Annotated in this window: 21 protein-coding genes and 1 pseudogene; 9 read left to right on the forward strand and 13 right to left on the reverse strand. The window is 69.5% G+C overall.

The features are described from left to right. Positions 1-11: 11 nt before the first annotated feature. Positions 12-545, reverse strand: coding sequence for a hypothetical protein (locus ACZ4Z1_RS22280; RefSeq protein WP_468488338.1), 534 nt, complete (start codon positions 543-545; stop codon positions 12-14). 338 nt (positions 546-883) lie between these two features. Between ACZ4Z1_RS22280 and ACZ4Z1_RS22285 the strand changes: the two genes are divergently transcribed. Beyond that, positions 884-4,426, forward strand: a complete 3,543-nt coding sequence (locus tag ACZ4Z1_RS22285; RefSeq protein ID WP_468488339.1) for a hypothetical protein — start codon at positions 884-886, stop codon at positions 4,424-4,426. Then, the gene (locus tag ACZ4Z1_RS22290) at positions 4,423-4,860 is read left to right on the forward strand and encodes a hypothetical protein (RefSeq protein ID WP_468488340.1); all 438 of its coding nucleotides are present in this window, start codon (positions 4,423-4,425) and stop codon (positions 4,858-4,860) included. Before ACZ4Z1_RS22285 ends, ACZ4Z1_RS22290 begins: the two co-directional genes overlap by 4 nt. A 241-nt stretch (positions 4,861-5,101) precedes the next feature. Here ACZ4Z1_RS22290 and ACZ4Z1_RS22295 read toward each other — a convergent pair whose 3' ends face one another. After that, on the reverse strand, positions 5,102-5,635 hold the full coding sequence (locus tag ACZ4Z1_RS22295) for a GNAT family N-acetyltransferase (RefSeq protein ID WP_468488341.1): 534 nt from the start codon (positions 5,633-5,635) through the stop codon (positions 5,102-5,104). Positions 5,636-6,259: 624 nt separating this feature from the next. On the opposite strand from ACZ4Z1_RS22295, the gene ACZ4Z1_RS22300 reads away from it, so the two are divergent. Continuing rightward, the gene (locus ACZ4Z1_RS22300; protein ID WP_468488342.1) at positions 6,260-6,721 is read left to right on the forward strand and encodes a lamin tail domain-containing protein; all 462 of its coding nucleotides are present in this window, start codon (positions 6,260-6,262) and stop codon (positions 6,719-6,721) included. A 195-nt stretch (positions 6,722-6,916) separates the two neighbouring features. On the opposite strand, the gene ACZ4Z1_RS22305 is transcribed toward ACZ4Z1_RS22300, so the two are convergent. Continuing rightward, positions 6,917-7,132 (reverse strand): hypothetical protein, encoded by a 216-nt coding sequence (locus tag ACZ4Z1_RS22305; protein ID WP_468488343.1) that lies wholly within the window; start codon positions 7,130-7,132, stop codon positions 6,917-6,919. Positions 7,133-7,146: 14 nt separating this feature from the next. Between ACZ4Z1_RS22305 and ACZ4Z1_RS22310 the strand changes: the two are divergent. After that, positions 7,147-7,404 (forward strand): annotated as a pseudogene (locus ACZ4Z1_RS22310) (HNH endonuclease); the annotation flags it as partial. Positions 7,405-7,455: 51 nt separating this feature from the next. Here ACZ4Z1_RS22310 and ACZ4Z1_RS22315 read toward each other — a convergent pair. Then, positions 7,456-7,884, reverse strand: coding sequence for a hypothetical protein (locus ACZ4Z1_RS22315; RefSeq protein WP_468488344.1), 429 nt, complete (start codon positions 7,882-7,884; stop codon positions 7,456-7,458). A 426-nt stretch (positions 7,885-8,310) separates the two neighbouring features. Between ACZ4Z1_RS22315 and ACZ4Z1_RS22320 the strand changes: the two genes are divergently transcribed. Beyond that, positions 8,311-8,787, forward strand: coding sequence for a hypothetical protein (locus tag ACZ4Z1_RS22320; protein ID WP_468488345.1), 477 nt, complete (start codon positions 8,311-8,313; stop codon positions 8,785-8,787). Between the two features lie 152 nt (positions 8,788-8,939). Here ACZ4Z1_RS22320 and ACZ4Z1_RS22325 read toward each other — a convergent pair whose 3' ends face one another. The 3 genes from ACZ4Z1_RS22325 to ACZ4Z1_RS22335 form a co-directional block, all read right to left on the reverse strand. Further along, positions 8,940-9,227: a hypothetical protein gene (locus ACZ4Z1_RS22325; RefSeq protein WP_468488346.1), complete on the reverse strand. Its 288-nt coding sequence runs from the start codon at positions 9,225-9,227 to the stop codon at positions 8,940-8,942. Then, positions 9,224-9,655 carry a TetR family transcriptional regulator gene (locus ACZ4Z1_RS22330; protein WP_468488347.1) on the reverse strand — a complete coding sequence of 144 codons (432 nt, stop codon included), beginning with the start codon at positions 9,653-9,655 and terminating at the stop codon, positions 9,224-9,226. The genes ACZ4Z1_RS22325 and ACZ4Z1_RS22330 overlap by 4 nt, the downstream gene beginning before the upstream one ends. 298 nt (positions 9,656-9,953) lie before the next feature. Continuing rightward, on the reverse strand, positions 9,954-10,775 hold the full coding sequence (locus tag ACZ4Z1_RS22335; RefSeq protein ID WP_468488348.1) for a DUF1963 domain-containing protein: 822 nt from the start codon (positions 10,773-10,775) through the stop codon (positions 9,954-9,956). Positions 10,776-11,470: 695 nt separating this feature from the next. Between ACZ4Z1_RS22335 and ACZ4Z1_RS22340 the strand changes: the two genes are divergently transcribed. Then, entirely contained in the window at positions 11,471-11,707 is a 237-nt protein-coding gene (locus tag ACZ4Z1_RS22340; RefSeq protein ID WP_468488349.1) for a hypothetical protein, read from the forward strand. Here ACZ4Z1_RS22340 and ACZ4Z1_RS22345 read toward each other — a convergent pair. Together ACZ4Z1_RS22345 and ACZ4Z1_RS22350 are read right to left on the reverse strand one after the other, a co-directional pair. Beyond that, positions 11,704-11,943 carry a hypothetical protein gene (locus ACZ4Z1_RS22345; RefSeq protein WP_468488350.1) on the reverse strand — a complete coding sequence of 80 codons (240 nt, stop codon included), beginning with the start codon at positions 11,941-11,943 and terminating at the stop codon, positions 11,704-11,706. The two genes, ACZ4Z1_RS22340 and ACZ4Z1_RS22345, sit on opposite strands and share 4 nt — an antisense overlap. A 119-nt stretch (positions 11,944-12,062) precedes the next feature. Next, positions 12,063-12,281: a hypothetical protein gene (locus ACZ4Z1_RS22350; RefSeq protein WP_468488351.1), complete on the reverse strand. Its 219-nt coding sequence runs from the start codon at positions 12,279-12,281 to the stop codon at positions 12,063-12,065. A 742-nt stretch (positions 12,282-13,023) separates the two neighbouring features. Between ACZ4Z1_RS22350 and ACZ4Z1_RS22355 the strand changes: the two genes are divergently transcribed. Genes ACZ4Z1_RS22355 through ACZ4Z1_RS22365 form a run of 3 tightly spaced genes read left to right on the forward strand, consistent with a single transcriptional unit; the run spans position 13,024 to position 15,041 of the window. After that, entirely contained in the window at positions 13,024-14,289 is a 1,266-nt protein-coding gene (locus tag ACZ4Z1_RS22355) for an amidase domain-containing protein (RefSeq protein ID WP_468488352.1), read from the forward strand. Continuing rightward, positions 14,289-14,678: a hypothetical protein gene (locus ACZ4Z1_RS22360; protein WP_468488353.1), complete on the forward strand. Its 390-nt coding sequence runs from the start codon at positions 14,289-14,291 to the stop codon at positions 14,676-14,678. The genes ACZ4Z1_RS22355 and ACZ4Z1_RS22360 overlap by 1 nt, the downstream gene beginning before the upstream one ends. 54 nt (positions 14,679-14,732) lie before the next feature. Further along, a complete protein-coding gene (locus ACZ4Z1_RS22365; RefSeq protein ID WP_468488354.1) occupies positions 14,733-15,041 on the forward strand; it encodes a hypothetical protein in 309 nt (102 codons plus the stop codon). An 11-nt stretch (positions 15,042-15,052) separates the two neighbouring features. On the opposite strand, the gene ACZ4Z1_RS22370 is transcribed toward ACZ4Z1_RS22365, so the two are convergent. The 4 genes from ACZ4Z1_RS22370 to ACZ4Z1_RS22385 form a co-directional block, all read right to left on the reverse strand. Beyond that, on the reverse strand, positions 15,053-15,922 hold the full coding sequence (locus ACZ4Z1_RS22370) for a methyltransferase domain-containing protein (protein WP_468488355.1): 870 nt from the start codon (positions 15,920-15,922) through the stop codon (positions 15,053-15,055). A gap of 16 nt (positions 15,923-15,938) precedes the next feature. Then, entirely contained in the window at positions 15,939-16,079 is a 141-nt protein-coding gene (locus ACZ4Z1_RS22375; protein WP_468488356.1) for a hypothetical protein, read from the reverse strand. Positions 16,080-16,563: 484 nt separating this feature from the next. After that, positions 16,564-16,689 carry a hypothetical protein gene (locus ACZ4Z1_RS22380; RefSeq protein WP_468488357.1) on the reverse strand — a complete coding sequence of 42 codons (126 nt, stop codon included), beginning with the start codon at positions 16,687-16,689 and terminating at the stop codon, positions 16,564-16,566. Between the two features lie 200 nt (positions 16,690-16,889). Further along, a complete protein-coding gene (locus ACZ4Z1_RS22385; RefSeq protein ID WP_468488358.1) occupies positions 16,890-17,456 on the reverse strand; it encodes a hypothetical protein in 567 nt (188 codons plus the stop codon). Positions 17,457-17,827: the final 371 nt, after the last annotated feature.

Here is a 17,827-nt window from a genome sequence, read left to right on the forward strand (position 1 = left end):
GGGCGGGCCGGTCAGCCGGTGACGCGAAGCTCCACCAGGACGGGCGGAGTGCCGGGCGGGGTGGCGCCCGCACCGAAGCCGTGGACGGTGTTCTTGTCCACCTTCACCGACTCGGTTTTCTTGTCGGCGGTGAGGCTGGCCTGAATGGAAACATCACCGGTCATGATGTTGTAGACCTCGGGGATCTCCAGCGTGAGGTAGCCGGTCTTCCCGGTCCCGGTCACCTTGAAGCAGTACTGGCCGGGAACGGGCTGTCCCGGGTAACTGATCGAAGTGGTCACCTGAATGTCCTGGCCGTCGGGGTCCAGACAGTTGGCCAGAACGATGTGCCCGTCACCCTTTCGCAGGGCGATGCCCTGCTCCTTGAGGATTTTCGCGGCGTTGGGGTAGTCGAATGTCTCAACAATGTAGGGCAGAGCGCCATCCTCACCCGCCGTCGGTGCAGCTACCGCGGAGCCGGCCGACATGGCGGTAAAGCCCGTGATGAGCAAGGCGGCCCCGGCTGCACCGGCGGACAGCAGCTTCCTGGGCGCGTGACGTATCACAGAGGAATCCTTCCAGCGTACAAATCCCGGCAGACAGCCAGGCGAAATGGCGAGATAAGGGAGATCGCCGAGAGTAGCACCTCATTTCGCCCCTCGTTTGAACTTGCCTAAGTATTCCTGTGCGCGCTTTCGCCCATCCGACTCGACAGGGTGACACCAGAGGGCACTGTGATCATTTCGCAACCTTTTCCGGTGCAACCCTGGGGGCCGCGTGATACTTCCGTTACCTGTTTCGGTGGCGCCGGCATCACCGTTCGCATTGTCGTCCCCGGAGGCGTGGATATGATCACTGCTCTGAAGTGCAGTTGCTCGTGAAATGCGACACAAGGAATCGACAAGTGAAGAAATTTCTGCGCCGGTCGGCGCGGTCCAGACAAAGATGCAGACGCGGGACGCGCCTGTTGTGCCTGTCGCTGTTACCCTCAACGCTCATCGCGGGAATGCTCGGAACGAGCCCTGCCGCTGCCGCCGAGGCGTCGAATGTTGCTCGGGCGCGCGTGGTGGAGCTGTGGTCGACCAGCGGTCCAAACGTCAAGAAGGCAGCGGAGAAGGCGCTGCTGGGGACGGACGATGACGTCCGGAAATTCCTCGACGACGAGTTCGCCTTCGCCGAACTGACCGACCTCAAGGTCACTGCGACACGTCTCTACCAGCAGGGAGGGGTGACGGTCCGTGCAGCCGCCTACACGGCCTTGAAACCCGGAACCAGCAAGGAAGACCTCGTCACCTTCCTCAAGAGCGGGTGGAAGCAGCCGGCCGAGACCGACCTGCGCATCCGTGCGACGCAAGTCACCACCAACGGCGGCCCTGCGGTCGCTAAAGCCGGACAGGCCGCGCTGCGGGGTTCGATCGAGGACGTCCGCAAGTTTTTGGAGCAGACGCAGTATCCGGCCAGGGAGACGGATGACCGGCTGCGTGTCACGCAGATCATGACGGCGGGCGGGCCGGCGACCAAGGAAGCCGCCGCGGCCGCCCTGCGAGGCTCGATCAAGGACGTGCGCGAATTCCTGGCCGTGGGCCAGAACATCGCGCGCAACCGCGACCACGAACGGGCGACCGTGGCGCAGCTGGCCGAGCAGGCCAAGGAAGCCGGCAAGGTCGCCGAACAGCAGACCGCCGCGGCCAAGACGGCCGGCGAGCAGGCGGAGAAGGCGGCTCAGCTGGCCAAGGAGCAGGCTGACGAGGCGCGCAAGGAGACCCAGGCGGCCGGCCAGGATGCCCAAAAGGCTGCAGACTGGGCAGGGCGTGCGGCGGACGCGGCACAGCAGGCCGCATCCGCCGCGCAGGAGGCCATCAGCGCGGCGCAGGCCGCCAATTACGCGGCCCGCATGGCCGCGGACGCCGCCGCGAAGGCCGCTTCCGCTGCTGCTGCCGCCGCGACGGCAGCAGCGCGGGCCCGTGACGCCGCCGGCAACGCCGCGGTCAACGCCGGCTCGGCCGCGGTGGCGCGACGGGCCGCCGAGGACGCCGACACCGCCGCAGCTGCCGCGGAGAACTCCGAAGAAGCGGCCCGGCAGGTGGAGATAGCCGCGAAGGCGGTGGGAAAGGCCGCGGACGCGGCCTTCCGGGCCAGTGACAACGCCGCCGCTGCCGCCAGCGCGGCGGACGAGGCCGGCAGTTACGCCGGTACGGCCAATGTTCAGGCCGCCAGAGCGAAGCAGTGGGCGGCGACCGCACGCGGCCACGCCGCGGCGTCGCGCCGTGCCGCCATCGCGGCACGCGACCTCGCCTACGAAGCCGCCAACGCCGCCGGACAGGCGCGCCAGCTGGCCAACTCCGCGGCCAAACACGCCAGGAACGCCGCAGCCGCCGCCAGGAAGGCGGCAGAGCACGCCGGTGAGGCCGCCACGGCAGCCAAGGAAGCAGACGCTCATGCCAAGGCGGCCAAGGAAGCCGCAGACACCGCGACCGAGGCCGTGGCCCAGGCCAAGAAGGTGCACGAGGTCGCGGCCAAGCTCGAAGCCGAGGAGCTGAAGGCCCGGACGGACACCTCGATCCAGGCGGCCAGGGCCGAGAAGCAGAGCGAGGCGGCGGCGCAGAAGGAAGAGGCCCAGCGGGCCGCGGCCGCGCGCGACGTCGAGGAAGAGGCCAAGCGTCTGCTCGCCGAGGCCAAGGATCCTCAGGCCAAGACCGCGGAGCTCGCGGCCAAGGGCCGTAAGGTCGCCGTCCTCACGCTGAAGACCCGCGGCCCGTGGAGCCAGGCGGCCGCCAAGGCGGCGCTGACCGGCTCGGACGACGCCGTGGCCGAATACCTGCGCACCGGCTGGCAGCGGGCCGCCGAGCAGGACGAACGCGCGCGCGTGCAGAGTCTCGCGGTCAACAGCAACTACGAAGATGTCCGGAAGGCGGCGGGCGAAGCGCTCAAGGGGGACGCGAAGCAGATCAGCGAGTTCCTGCGCACCGGCGCGGACGAGGCGGCCCGGACCGGCTACAGCATTCGCGCCACCCAGCTCGCGTCCGGCGGCGGGCCACAGCTCAAGGCCGCGGCTTACAAAGCACTGAGGGACGGCTCGATCGGCAAGCTGCGCGCATTCCTGAGCGAAGGCCAGTACACAGCCCAGCAGATCGATGACGGCATCACCGCCACCAGGCTGGCGGGCAGCGGCGGTGCCGAGACGAAGGCCGCTGCCAGGGTCGCTTTGGAGGGCACCTCCGAAGCCCTGCACGCATTCGTCCAAAACGGGCAGTACTCCACGGCCCGGCGGGACCAGCTCACCGCTGCGCACAATGCCGTGATCACGCAGTTGCTCGCCGAAGCCGCCGTCGCTGCCGCCAACGCGCAGAAGAACGCGGCCGAGGCCGCCGTCATCGCGGCACAGGCCAATAAGCGGGCGACTGAGGCCAAGGAGGCGGCGGACGACGCCAACGCCTCGCAGAAAAAGGCCCAGGAATACGCCGCGGAAGCTGACACATTCGCCAAGGCGGCCGAGGAATCGGCGGCCGCCGCGTACAAGTCGGCCCACCTGGCCGACGCCGCGGCCACCCAGGCCGAGCACGATGCCACCAAGGCCGGGTACGAAGCGTCCCGGGCCTCCACCTTCGCGCTGCGGGCCAACGCCGATGCCGACTCCGCCTACGCCGCAGCACGCCAGGCCCGTGCCTCGGCCGAAGCCGCCGGGCAGGACGCCGTCGCGGCGGAGAAAGCCTACGGCGACACTCTTGCGAGCTACTACTTCAAGGTCCGCGAGGAGGAAGAGCGCCGACGGCAACAAGAGGAGGTGACCCGGCAGGCCGAGTCGGGCATGACAGACGTCATGCGTATGCAGCTTCAGTCATGGCGGGAGCTGCTGACCTTCGGCGCGAACAACGCAGGAGGATCCACGGCGCCGAGCGCGATCCAGCTCGGCATCCAATGGCTGGCCGGAACGGGCAACCGGGTGGACGTCTTCCTCGCCGGAGACGAGTTCACGGAGCAGCTCCGAAATGACCACTCGATGGACACTGTTCGCGATGACATCCGTGAGAAAATTCTCGCGGGCAACCCGGATGACCGCGACGGCGGATACAACCTGATGAGACACGGGGGCTGGGGCCGGCTGCTCGACGATGCAACCGACCTGCTGACGTACGGGTTCACCGGGTTTGAGAGAGTTGCGCGTACGGGAGGGAAGTACGGCACTTCGTCCGCGACCTTCGTGGGTTCGTATGAATATCATTTCGACGTTCTCTCGCGAGACGCAAAAACGGGTAAAACGAAGTTGCGGATTCAGATCGAGAATAAAACTGATATCAACTCCCTCCTGCATCCGCCCGGGTCGGCCAGGCCCTTCGTCGAGAAGTGGTTCGGGAAACCGCTGACGGGCCTCGCAGACGGAATTGGCGGGCCACTCCGAACAAAGCTCCAGGTAGTTGTCTGGGAAGAGGAAATGGTAATCCGATGAAAAGGGTAGTGCCGCTGGTCATCGCGGCGTCCGTACTGGTACTCGCCGCCGGGGGGTTCCTGGTCTTCGCCGCGATCGACGCGATGAAGCCGGGCACGGCGGAGCGCAGTGACGTCATCGGGTCCTGGACCGGCTCCCGCGGATCCCAGTTGACCCTGCGCGAGGACGGAACGGCGACCGGAGTGAAGGTGCCCGTAGGCTTCAGGCCGGACGGAACCCCGATCACCACAGCCGGCGGGAGCGGAACGTGGTCCATGAAGAAGCGAACGGTGTCCACCGCGGACCAGGAGATCAGAGTCGTGCTCAACACAGGCGGCCCTGATATCCGGACCGTTTTCTATTTGAGCGTCAACGGCCAAGAAGCCGAGGACGGCCTCTACCTCCCGGTGTCCGCGGAAACCGCGCAGCAGTTCCGCTTCAAGAGGGTTTCCTGATGCAGCCGTGAAACCCAGGTGCAGCTATCCTCCTCTGCCAACTGAGTATCGGCGGCGAAAAGGCTGACCCGGTCACAACACTGGCCTCGGGCGCTCCTGACGAGCGACCGAGGCCAGTGCCGTATGTGATCTCCGGCAGGAGTGACGCCGGCTGCTCATAGGCTCTCTTGAGATGTCATGTGCTGCCACAAGTTCCGGATCCGGTCGACATCGGTGGCCGCGGCCGAGGGCCTGAACCGATTCATGCCTCGAACTCGGTCAGATCGATGGTGTGAACGCGCAGCGGACGGCCGTAGACCGGGTGTGCCGTTTCGTGTTCCAGCTCCATGCCGAGCTTCCGCGCGATGTTCTCGGAGGCGTCGTCGCCCACCTGGTTGATACTGTTGACACGGTCGAGGCCACGGTCCTGGAGTGCGAACTCGAGTGTGGCGTGGGCGGCTTCGGAGGCATACCCCTGGCCCCAGAACTGCGGCCCGAGCCGCCAGCTGATCGCCACGGCGGGCAGCACCTGCGGCAGGAACTCGGGCACGGACAGGCCCGTACAGCCGGCCAGTTCCCCCGAGGCCAGCAGCTCGACGGCGAAGAGCCCGAAGCCCTCCTCGTCCCACTCCTCCTCCCAGCGCTCGATGGCCTCAGCCGTGTCGTCCAGGCCGCGCGCCGAGCCGTCGTCGATCCAGCGCATGACCTGCGGGTCCGCGTTGATGTCCGCCATGGGCGCGAGGTCGTCGTCGTGCCACCGACGGAGCAGAAGGCGGGGGGTGCGGATCTCGATCATGGCAGCATCCTGCCGAAGTCCGGCACCTCACCGGTAATCGGCGCTCCCCTGTATTGCCACCGGCCGCATACCTCCGGCGACACCGCCACGACCGACTGTCCCGCCCCGCCGCCGCACGCTCAGGGCTGGGGCTGGTGGCCGTTCGACCGCCGGTGCTGAACTGTGCGCCGGCCCGGGGATGTTTCCAACCATCTGATCTCTCGGGGAACCGGTTCGCCTGTGACCATCAGGTGAAGCGATCGCAGCGGTGCGTGTCCGGCCGTTGCGGCGCCTCGGTACCCATGGGGGGACGCGGCCTGGGGGGCAGGAAGCGCCAGCGCGACGCCGCTGGCCGGCATCCGGGCACGCCCGTGCGAGCCGCCATCCCGGGAGATTCGGGCTCGTCGAATGCGCAGGTCGGTGGCGCGCCTGAGGCGGTGTGCCGGGGCCGTGTGATCGTCCGGTGTGCGCGGAGGCGTGCACGACGGGCGTAGTGCGGGTGTGCAATGTCCGGGTTCTGTAATGGGCCGTCGCATCTTCAACCACTGCCCGCCGGACGGGCCCGCAGTGAGGTCCGCCCAGCAGCTCCGGGCATCTCGTCCTACCGGCTCCGCCTCGGGCGGGGCTGTCCGCAGGAGGTTTGTCATGTCTCGTTCTGCCCGTCTCGCGGCCGTCGCACTCGGCTCGGCCGCCCTGGCCGTCACCGCGGCCCTGCCCGCCGCCGCCACCGGCGCGCACACCCTGCCCGCCCCGCACCACTCCCCCGTCGTGATCGGCGTGGTGCAGGCCGACAGCCCCGGCCGCGACGACGGCTCCAACCGCAGCCTCAACGCGGAGTGGGTCACCGTCAAGAACACCGGCCACCGCGCGGTCAACCTCAAGGGCTGGACGCTGACCAGTCGCAGCACCCACAAGACCTACCGCTTCAACACCCTGCGCCTGAACGGCCGCCAGGAGGTGCGCGTGCACACCGGCCACAGGCGTGACACCTGGCGGGACGTCTACCAGGACCGCCGCACCTACGTGTGGGACAACCGGCGCGACACCACCACCCTGCGCAACGACCACCACCGCGTGGTCGGCACCAAGCACTGGGGCCGTCGCTGAGCCCGCGGGGCCGCCCCAGCGGCCCGGACTCCAGGTGCGCCGCGGCCCAGGGCTGCGGCGCACCGCCCTGTCCGGCTGCCGCGCAGCCCCACGAGCTCACCAACGGTCCCACTGAGCGGCAACGCCGCCCTCTGGTGCGCACGGCCCGGCCCCCGCCGCCGCGGGCAGGGGTACGTACCCGGCGGGTGGCTCTGGCTACAGTGCCGGGGTGGAGGCCACCTTCGTCGTCGGGCAGCCGGCGGCGAGCTTGCGCAGGGCGGCGCGCTCGGCGGTGTCGGCGGTCAGGTTCCAGCGCAGTTTGGTGCTGACCCAGTCGGCGGCATAGGTGCAGTAGGCGTCCTTGGCGGGCGGGAGCCACTCGGCGGGGTCCTTGTCGCCCTTGGCGCGGTTCGGCCCGGAGCTGACCGCCACCAGGCCGCACGGCGCGCCGCGAAGCGTACGCCAACGACCTCGGCGCCAACCGCAGCCTCGTGGCGGTCACCGCGAAGTCCAACCGGTCCAAGGCCGACCAGGACCCGTCGACCTGGCTGCCGCCGCTGGCCGACGCCCGCTGTACCTACGCCGCCGACTGGGTCAGCACCAAGCTCCGTTGGGGGCTCACCGTGGACCGCGCCGAGCGGGACACACTGCGCCGCCTGGCCGCGGGCTGCGGCCGCACCCACGTCGAGTACCAGCCGGTGTAAGTACGCTCCCGCCCCGGCCTGCGGCTGTCGGCCGGGGCTCTGATGGGATCCTCAGACCTGTCCCAGGCCCTCGCCCGGAGGGATGAAAGCGTCGGCGCTGTCGGCATCGTCAACATGCCCATGTGCGTCCATTGTGATGGCCGTTGCCCGTCCCTGCGAGGTGATCAGCCATGCCAGGACCTGTTCCGTCAGCGGGGTCTTCCCCGGCCCCTCGTCCTTCCAGTAGGCCCGCCACCCACCACCGGGTACTGCGGCCACGACCTGATCGGCCTTCTCGAGGTGGGAGAAGTCCTCATAGTCCGTGACGGGGCGCATGGCGCCTCGTTCGGGATCGACGACAAGAGCCGTTCCGGTTCCCGGCTCCCACGCCTCCACCCGCACCATGCGGCCGATCTCGGTTTCGGTGCCAGTGAAGACGGCAGTCCAGCCGGTCTGATTGAAGTAACGAAGTTCCACCGCCTCAGCATCGCGTACGGCCATGAGCGACAATCGCAGCCCCCTCGGCTGGTGCGGTGCGGCTCTGCTGCTCCCGCCGGGCCTGCCGTGACCAGTGCTTTCCCGAGGGCTCGGCGAACGCCGTACCGAGGTCCCCCGGCAGTACGCCACTCCCGGCCGCCGAGACACTGCATCCGCCCCGGGTCGTCAAGGAGATCCACGGCCGGGCTCCCCGGCCGCCGCCCCGGCGTCATGCCAGCAGCGGGACCGCCGCGAAGCCGACGCTGGCCCGGCAGTACATGAAGGCGAAGAAGTCGTTGGCGATGAACTGGTGGCCGTTGGTGATCCCGAGGTAGGCGACTCCGGGCAGAAACAGGACGACCGCCGCTCCGAAGCCCAGTACCTCGCCACGGTCTCGGATCCTGCCTGGGCGAAGCCACCCGCCTGTCCTCCAGCTACCTCTCCCGCGTCATGAGCGGCGAACGTTTTCCCTCCTGGGACGTCACCGCCCGTCTCGCCCGCGCCTGCGGCTCCGACCCCGCGGTCCTGCACAAGATCTGGGAAGACGCCCGGGCCCGCCGCGGCAGAGGCCGCACCGGCCACACCCTGGTCTCCGCCCTGCGCTATCTGCACCAGCGCGCCGGCCCACCCGGTCCGGGTCGAGGGCTTGGCGTTGCGGAGCACCTTGCCGAAGTAGACGTCGGCGTCGGCCGGTTCCATCTCCCACAGCAGACGGCCGAACCAGTCCCGGATCAGGTCCAGGTGGTTGGTGTCGTTGCGGATTGTGCTGTCGACCAGACCGGCCGAGGCCCGCGCGAGCACGAACCCCGCCAGCACATCGGTCTCGAACTCGGCGAGCTCCTCCTCGCTCACCGGTGCGCGGTACTCGCGCAGATCGCGCACTACGGCCGGAGCCGACCCACGCCTCCACGACTTCACCCAGACTGAAGGAATCCCGACCGGGATGAGGGTTGCGCACTATGGGCGAGGTTGGGTCAGAACGGCCTGCGCTCACCCGGACGAGGTAACAGGCCCAGGTCCAGGCACTCTCAGCGGCGCCAGGGAGCTGGGGGACGAACGAGGAACTCGGAGACTATTGCTCACCCGAACTGCGGCGCGGCCGTGGTGTGCCGTACCGATTGTTCCAGAGTCCCGCCAGCCCCCGGTAGCCGGTTCCAGCACAGGCGCCGGGTCAGGCCGCGGTCTCGGCCGGGCTGGGGCCAGAGCGCGGTGCGGGCCGTGACGCCGGCTCCAGCCCGGGCCGCGGCCGCCGGGGCGGCGATGCCGGGCAGGCAGCAGGCCAGGAACGTACGCATCTGCTGCTCCGCGGTGCCGGGGGTGCGGTGGTCGGCCACCCCGGCCCACGCGCTGATCAGCAGTTCGGTCACCGCGTCGGGCTGCACGTGCGCCTGCAGCTCGCCCTCCTGCCCGGCGACGTGCAGCGGCGGGCTACGGTGGCCCGCCAGGCGGCCCAGGGAGACCTCCAGCCGTCCTGGCTCTCGGCGAGCGCGGCCAGGTACGGCGCGGCCCGAACTTTCGCATCGGTGTCGAGGCGGCGAGCCAGCAGCAGCGCCAGGTCGCCCCACTGCTGCAGGACCGGGCCGCGGCGCGGGGGCAGCCCCTCAAGGAGGTCGAGGCCGAGCAGGCTGTGCGCGATGCCTTCCTTGCCGTGGAAGTGGAAGTACGCCGCTCCCGCCGCCACGCCGGCCCGGGCGGTGATCTGCGAGATGGACGCGCCGCCGTACCCGCGCTCGATGATCACCTCGGCGGCCGCGGTCAGGATGGTACGCCGCGTGGCCACTGCCCGGTCCTGCACGATGCCCTCCTTGGTGAGGCGGCCACTTTGGTTGAAATCAGAAAACACTCGTCTCTGGCCAGCAGCCCGGAGATCGCCATGTGTTCGGCAGGGCGGCTCCATAGCCGCGAGCTCCTGCACGGCCGATCTCAGCCTGGCCGCACGGCCCGGGGGACGGCTGCCGGGCTGCGGCCGCCGGTTGCTTGCACTCGTTCTGACAGGCCGATCGTCACGGTGACGGCACGGACCGGGTGGCGTGGGCGGGGCAGGGAGGGCGGCTGATGAGCGTCAGGGAGCAGACTGTCCCCGCCCCGCGCGGTCAGGCCATTTCGACGTAGCGGTGAACCCGGTCGAAGCGCCGGGCCGCCAGGTCCCGGTGGCGGATCACCCAGTGGGCCACGCCGGAGTCCAGTTCCGTGACGTCATCGCCGCACCTCCAGGTGGCCAGCAGAGCCCAGTCGCCGGCGTCCTCTTCGTGAGCCGTACCGCCGTGCTCGCAGGGGCCGGCCTCCTCGGGCGTGCGGGCGTAGTGGACGGGGTCGTTCTGCGGCGAGACCGGATGGCCGCCGATCTGCAAAACCCAGGAAGGGCGGTAGCCGCCCACGTGTGCCCAGGCGTCGCTGAGTTCGTCGGCGAGTTCGAACTGCTCTTCCTCGGGGAAGTCGCCCCATCTGTCGAGGGCGAAGCTCTCCGGCATCTGCGCGCTCGGCTGGTGCCAGACCGTGCGCAGTTCACGCGGCCGGTACGGCTCGCGCCAGCGGTGTTCGAGGAAGGTCGGGGTTGTAGGGGTCCCGGCGGGGACGTACAGCACCGCGTCGGGCACCTGTCCCTCGATGCCTTGCACATCGGTGCCGGAGAAGAAGAGCAGGTGGCCGTCGGCGGGCAGTGGAAGGTTGGTCGCGCCCGGCGGGAGGGCCGCGAGGTCGACGGAGGCCACGAAGGGGTCGGGCGGCTTCGGCACGCCGTGCGGCAGCAGGGGGTTGCCGCCGACCCGGGCCACGAGGGGGCCGTCACCGCCCTCGGCCAGGTACACCGCCGGCACGGCGACCCGTATCCATTCCTCCACCTCCTCCGACGCCAGGCCCCGGGATATCGCCTCGGCTCGGAAGCGGTTCAGTCCGTCCACGATCTCGTCGGTCACCGGGCCACCCTAACGGGCCCATGGGCGGGCAGTGACAGGGCCCAACGCGTCGGCAGAAAAGGGACTTTGCGCTCACGACCCGGTCCGCGATCGCCTTCAGGACGCGCTGGCCCGACAGGTCGGCTGGCAGGTGAGCAGCAGGCCGCACACCACCGTCTCTCCCCGCCCGTAGCTGAGCGCCCGCCACTGCTCCAGCGGCCTCTCGCCGATGTGGACCTCGGTCTGCGTCTGAAGGGCGAACCCCGCCACCAGCAGATCGTCCAGCGCTGGACCTCCCCCACTCCCCAAGCGTGCGCGCAGCACGTCTCAACGGGCACTGACAGTTCCTCCCCGTAAGCGCGCACAGGAGAACCGCTTCGGGCGAGTACTCGGTCACGGCGGCCTGGCCGCAACCGCCCTGGGCTCCCGGACGCGGCAGGGCTACAGCCAAACGGACCCCGGCGTGCCCTACAGCACATCGAAAGCCGCGTGGGAAAAGCCCCCTCGCCGACTCCCTCCCTCACAACAGGCCCCGACCGGGGTGCCGAACGCTTACGCACCCGACGACAAGGAGAGAAGGCCGTGGACGACTGGACGATGGACTTACTTCTGTCCCTGGGACGGCAGCTGGTCCCGGAGCTGTGAAGGCGGCCGTGGCAGCCTGCGGACGCGTGCGCCGGCGTGCGGCCGCAGGCCCCCGCGCCCAGGGTGGAGCCATGTCCGCGCCCATCGCCGTGCACCGGCCGGCGGCCTCCGGCGGCCGCCGCGTCTCCGTCCGTACGGCCGGGATCGACCGCGACCTGGGCATCGCGTTCTCGGACACGGACGTCGAAGAGTTCCTGCGGCGCGCCGGGCTGCCGGAAGGTGGCGCGCTCCTCGACGACCCGGGATGGGTGCAGTGGCTCGGTGGCCGGGAGTGGCGTACTGCCGGGGGACCTCGGTACGGCGGTTAACCGTCCTCCAGGCCCTGCTGCAGGGCGGCACGCAGCAGCTTGACCGTGGCGGCCGCGGCCGCCACGGTCTCGGGGTCGGCAGCCGTACGGGTGGGGGCCTCCAGGGGCACCGCCGCGGCCTGGAGCACTCCGGCCTGGACGGGTGTATCGCGCAGGGCCGTGAGCGCGGCCGCGGCCTGTCCGGCCGGTGCGCTGGCCGTGGGGCCGGAGGGGCGACGAACACGGCTGTCCGCCACAGGGCCGAACCCCCGCCCGGCTGGGCGGCTGGCTCCAAGGGCGGGCAGCGCAGACTGCATCCCCCTCCATGGGGCTGCTCGGCACCGGCGCCGAGCAGGACCGACGGGTCGCCTGCCCGTCAGTGGAAGCCGAGCATGCCAGGTGAGTCGATGTCGACGGTGACCATGCCGGGCGGGTAGGCATCCTCGGTGCCGGTAAGCAGGATCGACATGCCGGTGAACTCGGGGCGCGGCAGGGCGCAGTACAGGGCCTGGCAGGTGTCCGGGCCGCCGTAGCCGTCGCGGATCAGGGTGCCGACGCTGACGGCGGCCATCGTGTCGAGGCTGTCGACGGCCACGGAGGAAAAGGCGAGAACGCGCTGTGCGGTGCAGGTGGAGCCGAGCTGAAGTCGTAGTCGACCAGTGATCCATGTGCCTGTCCGCTCCGCTCCGTGATGGCTGTGCAACGGCGGCGATGCCGACTTCCCGAAGTGAGGATACGTTTCGCGGCGGTGCCCTGCAGCCAGGGTGAGACGCTGAAAGCCGACGGCCGAGGAGGACGGACTGATGCTCGCGCCGGCCAGCAGGCTTCGGCTTCACAATTGCACGGCCTCTTCCCGGCCAGGCAAGTCCCTCGCTTCCCCTGTGTACAGTGCCGTGCCGTTCGGCGCCGACGGGCTGTCGGCGTGCTCCGCGACCACGGCTCAAGGAGCCGGTTTGTCCGCTCGGGGCCATTTACGATGAGCTGGAAAGTGGATCGACGGGGACGGGGCCATGGGCGACATCAACATCAACGGTCATGCTGTGCAGGCGGCGGGCGGTGATGTGAGCGCGCTGTCGCGGGGGGGCCCGCAAGCTGAACAATTCCCTGGAGGAGTGCCAGGCGACGGGTTTGGCGGACTCCGTCTGGGCTGGGAGTGTGCCGGGCACCTCTACTCCTGCGCGCTGATGTGGGAGGAGCACATGGTGGGCCTGGCGAAGAAGATGGGGGAGCTGGGCGAGGGCTGCAGGAAAGCGCCGGCAGCTACACCGCGCAGGACGAGGAAGCGGCCTCACGGCTGCGGCACGGTCTGAACGACCTGGGAAAGGCGTGAGCGGCCGGTGGTGAACTACGAGGCCGTGATCAACGCCCGGCCCGAGAAGTGGCACAAAGCCGCCGACGAATGGGCGACGCTGGCCAAGCACGCCCTGCGTGCCGCCCAGGACATCCGGGACAACGGCACCAAGCCGCTGGCCGACAACTGGACCGACGAGGTGGGCCAGAAGGCCGCAAAGGAATTCGAAAAGCTGGCCGACCAGCTGGAGTCCGCCTACGACATCCTGCTCGGCGGCAAGATGCTCTGCGAGGCCGTGGCCGACAGTATGGAGACCGCACTGAGCTCGGCGCGCGAGATCAACGAACTCGCCCAGCGCCACAATCTGCGCATCGGACCGGACGGCCTGCCCGAGGGCGCGCCGATGCCCGGTGAGGACCCGGACAAGCTGCATGCGCGCGAGTACATCGTCGCGCTGCGCGATCATGTGCTGCGGCAGGTCGGCGAGGCCGACAACACGGCCGCCGCGAAGTTCGCCATGCTGACGGACAAGGTGAACGTCGCCGATCCCGGTGAAGCGCTCAAGGTGCAGAACAAGGCATCCCAGGCGGAGATGGAGATCCTTGGCGCCGAGATTCCCCGGGATGCGGGGGCGATGACCCAGCGCATGTGGTGGAACGGCCTGAGCGAGAAGCAGCGGCACGATCTGATGCTGGCCGACCCGGTCGCCCTGTCGAAGCTGGAGGGGCTGCCGGAGAGCGTCAAGCAGGAGATGCGCGGCACGGACGGCAAGTTCGACCGGGTCAAGATGGTCGAGTACGCGCTGCAGAACTGGGACCAGGACGACGAGATCGACTTCGGCAACAACTGCACCAACTTCGTCTCCGAATCCCTGGCGCACGCAGGAATGAAGGAGAAGGAGTCCATCTGGGGCACCCGGGCCGACGACACCTGGATGAGGGGCCACCCGACCGGCCTCGATCTTCCCTTGATCAGCGACCTGGACCGGGCCGCGTTCTCCAAGACGTGGGCTGGTGCGGAAAACCAGCAGAACTTCATGCTGGACCACGGCGGCGAGGAAGTGCCGCGTGACCAGGTCCGTCCCGGCGACATCATTTACTACGAGCAGTCCGGCGACAACAGCCAGATCGAGAAGGGCAACACCCACCACGCCGCCGTTGTCACCGGTGTCATGCCGGACGGCGAGATCAAGTACACCCAGCACAGCGACCCGTATCGCAATGTCAGCCTCGACGGGCGCCTGCCCAACACGGAAAAGGCCGAAGGCAAGCAGAACGCGCGGATCGTGCGACCCCACCCGGACTGGTACTGATGGCCACGGACCAGGAAACACCGACCAGGCCGGGGCTCGCTGCTCTGTGGGTGCCGGCCTTGGTAGTTCTCGGCGTGCTCGCGAGCTTCGCCCAGTACTCCGCCAGAAAAGCCCACGAGAAGGCCGAATGGGCGCACTGCGGCGATCTGCCCCTGACCTGGCAGATGTACGTATTCGCCTATGGAGCGCTGCTGTGCGGACTGGGGGCGGTCGTCGCCTATGTCCAACTGGCGAGGCGCGCCCACCGCACGCCGACGGTTTTCAGCGGCTGGCGCGGCACAGTGGCGTTGGTGTCCATGCTGCTCGGCATCTTCCTCCTGCTGGGCGAAGCGTTCGTCGTGTGGACCTTGTACCAGCCCGCCCCTGGCGGGCCCATCACCTGCGTCTGAACCCGCTGATCAAGTGCGCAGAGCAGGCAGATACCGCCGTACCCGGACGACCTGGTGGTCAACGTCGCCAAGGGCGGCACCGTCTCCGGCATCACCGTCGGCGGCATCGTGGAATCGCTGGACACCGAGGCGGCGACGCACCAGAAGGTGTCCTCCGACACCACCAGCTTCTACTACCTCCTTCGCCGCGTCAGCTCCCTCGGCCCCGACGCGCCGGAGACCTTGCGCGGGATCCGCAACCTCAGCCAGCGCACGCCCGAGGAACTGCACGGTGAGTCGGGCGCCTCACGCTCAGCGGGCATGCCCGTTCCCCGTCAGAGACGAGGCTCCCGCACGCACGACCTCGCGCTCATGTCGGGGTGATGGCCCGGTGGTCAGCGCAGACGAATACGCTGCCCTCCGGCGTCCGCGCGCACGTCCAGGTCGCGGAGGGTGAACCAGCCGATCTCACTCCACGGCCTGTACGACCGCTGGCCCCGGGTAGGCATGAAGGACACGGAGGTGACGAAGCCGCCTTCCGCACTGCCCTCACCGTCGGCGACCAGGCGCAGCAGGGCATCGATGCCGAACGGCGTCCGCATGGGGGTGATGATGACGGCGCCGGGCGCGGCCTGTTTCAGCCACGCCGACGGGATCTCGCGCACGCACGCGGTGGAGATGATCCGGTCGTACGGCGCCCGCTCCGGGTACCCGGACTCGCCGTCTGCGGCGACGACGAGCGGCACGTCACGGCTGCCCCCGTACTGGCGCAGCGTCCGGACGGCCCGCTCGGCGATGTCCGGCTGGATCTCCACGCTGACGACGCGGTGCGCGCCGACGCGTTCGGCGAGTACCGCGGCGTTGTAGCCGGTGCCGGTGCCGATCTCCAGCACCGTGTCGCCCTCCTGCGGGTCGAGGTGGTGGAGCATGCTGACGACGACCGACGAGCAGGAGATCGAGCTGGTGAAGTTGCTCGACTCTGTTGGCCCGTTGGGCGGTACGGCGCCGTCATCGACCTGTGTGATCAGGGGCGTCGTCGGCTCGTACACGGCCTCTAGCCACCGCTCCGGGTCGGCGGCTCGGTCCAGCAGCGGGTGCGGGCCCGTCTCCCCCCGGGGGCGCGGGCGCCATATCCGGCCCGGCACGAAGTGCTCCCGCGGCACCGCCAGGTACGCAGCCCGCAGCCACGGCCGGCCGTGGAAGTAGCCGCCTGCGTACTCGTCGATATGCTGGGCGCACCGCGCGCGCAGCTCGACAGCGTCCATCGCTCCCCCCTGTGCCCTACTTGCCGGGCGCGCCGCCGCCCATCTTGTCCTCGTCCGCCCCCGAGCCCTGGCCGTTGCCGGTGTCCGGCTGCCCGGTGTCCCTGATCTCCGTGCCGTCGGTCTGCGGATTGTCCTTGTCACCATTGGTACCCGGCATACCGTGCTCCTGTCGGAAGGGGCCGTGGCTTGCCGCCGGAGGGCGCCGTACCCAAAGTAGCGGCCTACTGGCGGGTCATCACTGAGCTGACGACGACAGGCCCTCCAGCCGGTTCCGGTAGACGGCCATGAGTGCCGCCACGGGGCGCTCACAAAGCCATCCGCTTCCTCCAGGCGAACGCGGGGCGCCCGGTCAGATGCCCCCGAGCCCTCGAAGTCGTCGGGGTACGCGATCCCGCCCAGGGAGTCGGTGAAGGAGACGGTGGCGCCCCAAGTGGCCCCGCCTGGACGCCGTCGTATCCGGTAATACGGAAGTCGACGGCGACCAGGCGACGGTCGGGAGCCCGGGCACCAAACTATTGCTTCAGCCCTTCGCGGAGAGCGTCCAGTAGCTTCCCGTAATCCGGCCCGGGACGGCATCACGTCGGTGGTCCACAGCCGATCGGCCGCGCCCAAGTCGCGCTCGCCTGCGTCGTCGGCGTTGCTTATCCCACACAAGGGGCAGGGCAGCGCCACAGCAGACCGGCGCTGACCGCGCTCTCCTCGGAAGCGGAGGCGGTGATCAGCAGGCGGCCCGGAACGAGGGCAATGCCGGCGGGCATGGCGGTCATAGAGAGCACCCCTCAAAGAGCCGCCCGGTACCCGTAAGGCCGGTCCGAGCATGGGCGGTAGCCGCTCACGCTACCTGAAGCCAGCAGCTCCTCGGCTTATCGACTGTTCCACTCAGGTCCGCCGGAAGCGCCATTAGGTGACACGGCACGGCGGTCAGATGGGTCTGGCTGCCGGGCGCATGCCGTTCGCCGGTGGCTCTTCAGTGGCCGCCGCGTGGTTCGAAGCAGCCGGTCTCCAGGAACGGGCCGCTGACCTCCAGCTGGCTGCCGGAGGGCTTCACGGCGCCGTGCACGCAGGCGTCCTTGCGCACCCGCAGGCCGAACAGGGCGCCCTCGGGGGTGACCGGGGCGGTCTGGGTGAGGATGTGCCGCTCCCCCATGCCGCTCACGATGAGCGTCCCGGGCTGCAGGCCGTCGCCGGTTCGGTAGCCGAGGCTAAGCAGCGCCGCGCGCACGCGGTCCGGATTCCACGCGTGGTCCTTCCAGAGACGCTTGAGGACAGGGTCGATGCGGGCGGCTTCCTTGCGGGCGGCTTCTTCGCTGGCGGGAGTCATCTCGCGGGGGACCTTGAAGCCGTTGTTCTCCCGGTAGTGCGGGGCGCCGTCGTGGGAGTCGGGCTCCACGTTGCCGCGTGCGGGGCCGAGGGCGGACGGCGTGGGCGAAGGGCTCGGGCCGGAGCCGGTGCGCTGCTGGCCGCAGGCGGACAGGGCCAGGACGGCGCCCAGGAGGACGCCCGCGGCAAGGGAACGGGATCGGGATCTGTACATGAGAAGGACTCTGCCACGGCATCACCGCGGGCAACGCCGGCGCCGGGCTGGACTGCGGTGGCGGGCGAGATGATCCGAGCGGTGGCGAGGGCGGTCACCACGGCGGGGCAGCGGCCACCGACAGGGGTCACACGGAAGGCCGGGCCGGAGGCCATCTGCTCACGTACCACGGAAGGGCCTGGGCCGTCAGCCGGTCGGCCCCTGAACCTCGCGCCCCTCGGTCCAGGTCTTGTGCACGTGCTCGCGTCCGCCTGCCTCCTTGATCAACCGGATCACCACGCGCAGGTCGGATCCATACAGCCCGACCCACTCCGTATACCGAGTGCTGGCGGTCCACGGGACGGACCACTCACTCCTCGCCGCACCACAAG

The sequence above is a fragment of the Streptomyces sp. NPDC030165 genome, assembly GCF_055573595.1.

Coding starts and splice junctions, on each gene's coding strand:
- ACZ4Z1_RS22340 (WP_468488349.1), top strand. CDS start 11,471: ATGTCCGCGCCCATCGCCGTGCACCGGCCGGCGGCCTCCGGCGGCCGC.
- ACZ4Z1_RS22290 (WP_468488340.1), top strand. CDS start 4,423: ATGAAAAGGGTAGTGCCGCTGGTCATCGCGGCGTCCGTACTGGTACTC.
- ACZ4Z1_RS22300 (WP_468488342.1), top strand. CDS start 6,260: ATGTCTCGTTCTGCCCGTCTCGCGGCCGTCGCACTCGGCTCGGCCGCC.
- ACZ4Z1_RS22315 (WP_468488344.1), bottom strand. CDS start 7,884: ATGGCCGTACGCGATGCTGAGGCGGTGGAACTTCGTTACTTCAATCAG.
- ACZ4Z1_RS22370 (WP_468488355.1), bottom strand. CDS start 15,922: ATGGACGCTGTCGAGCTGCGCGCGCGGTGCGCCCAGCATATCGACGAG.
- ACZ4Z1_RS22380 (WP_468488357.1), bottom strand. CDS start 16,689: ATGACCGCCATGCCCGCCGGCATTGCCCTCGTTCCGGGCCGCCTGCTG.
- ACZ4Z1_RS22385 (WP_468488358.1), bottom strand. CDS start 17,456: ATGTACAGATCCCGATCCCGTTCCCTTGCCGCGGGCGTCCTCCTGGGC.
- ACZ4Z1_RS22295 (WP_468488341.1), bottom strand. CDS start 5,635: ATGATCGAGATCCGCACCCCCCGCCTTCTGCTCCGTCGGTGGCACGAC.
- ACZ4Z1_RS22360 (WP_468488353.1), top strand. CDS start 14,289: ATGGCCACGGACCAGGAAACACCGACCAGGCCGGGGCTCGCTGCTCTG.
- ACZ4Z1_RS22375 (WP_468488356.1), bottom strand. CDS start 16,079: ATGCCGGGTACCAATGGTGACAAGGACAATCCGCAGACCGACGGCACG.
- ACZ4Z1_RS22320 (WP_468488345.1), top strand. CDS start 8,311: ATGAGCGGCGAACGTTTTCCCTCCTGGGACGTCACCGCCCGTCTCGCC.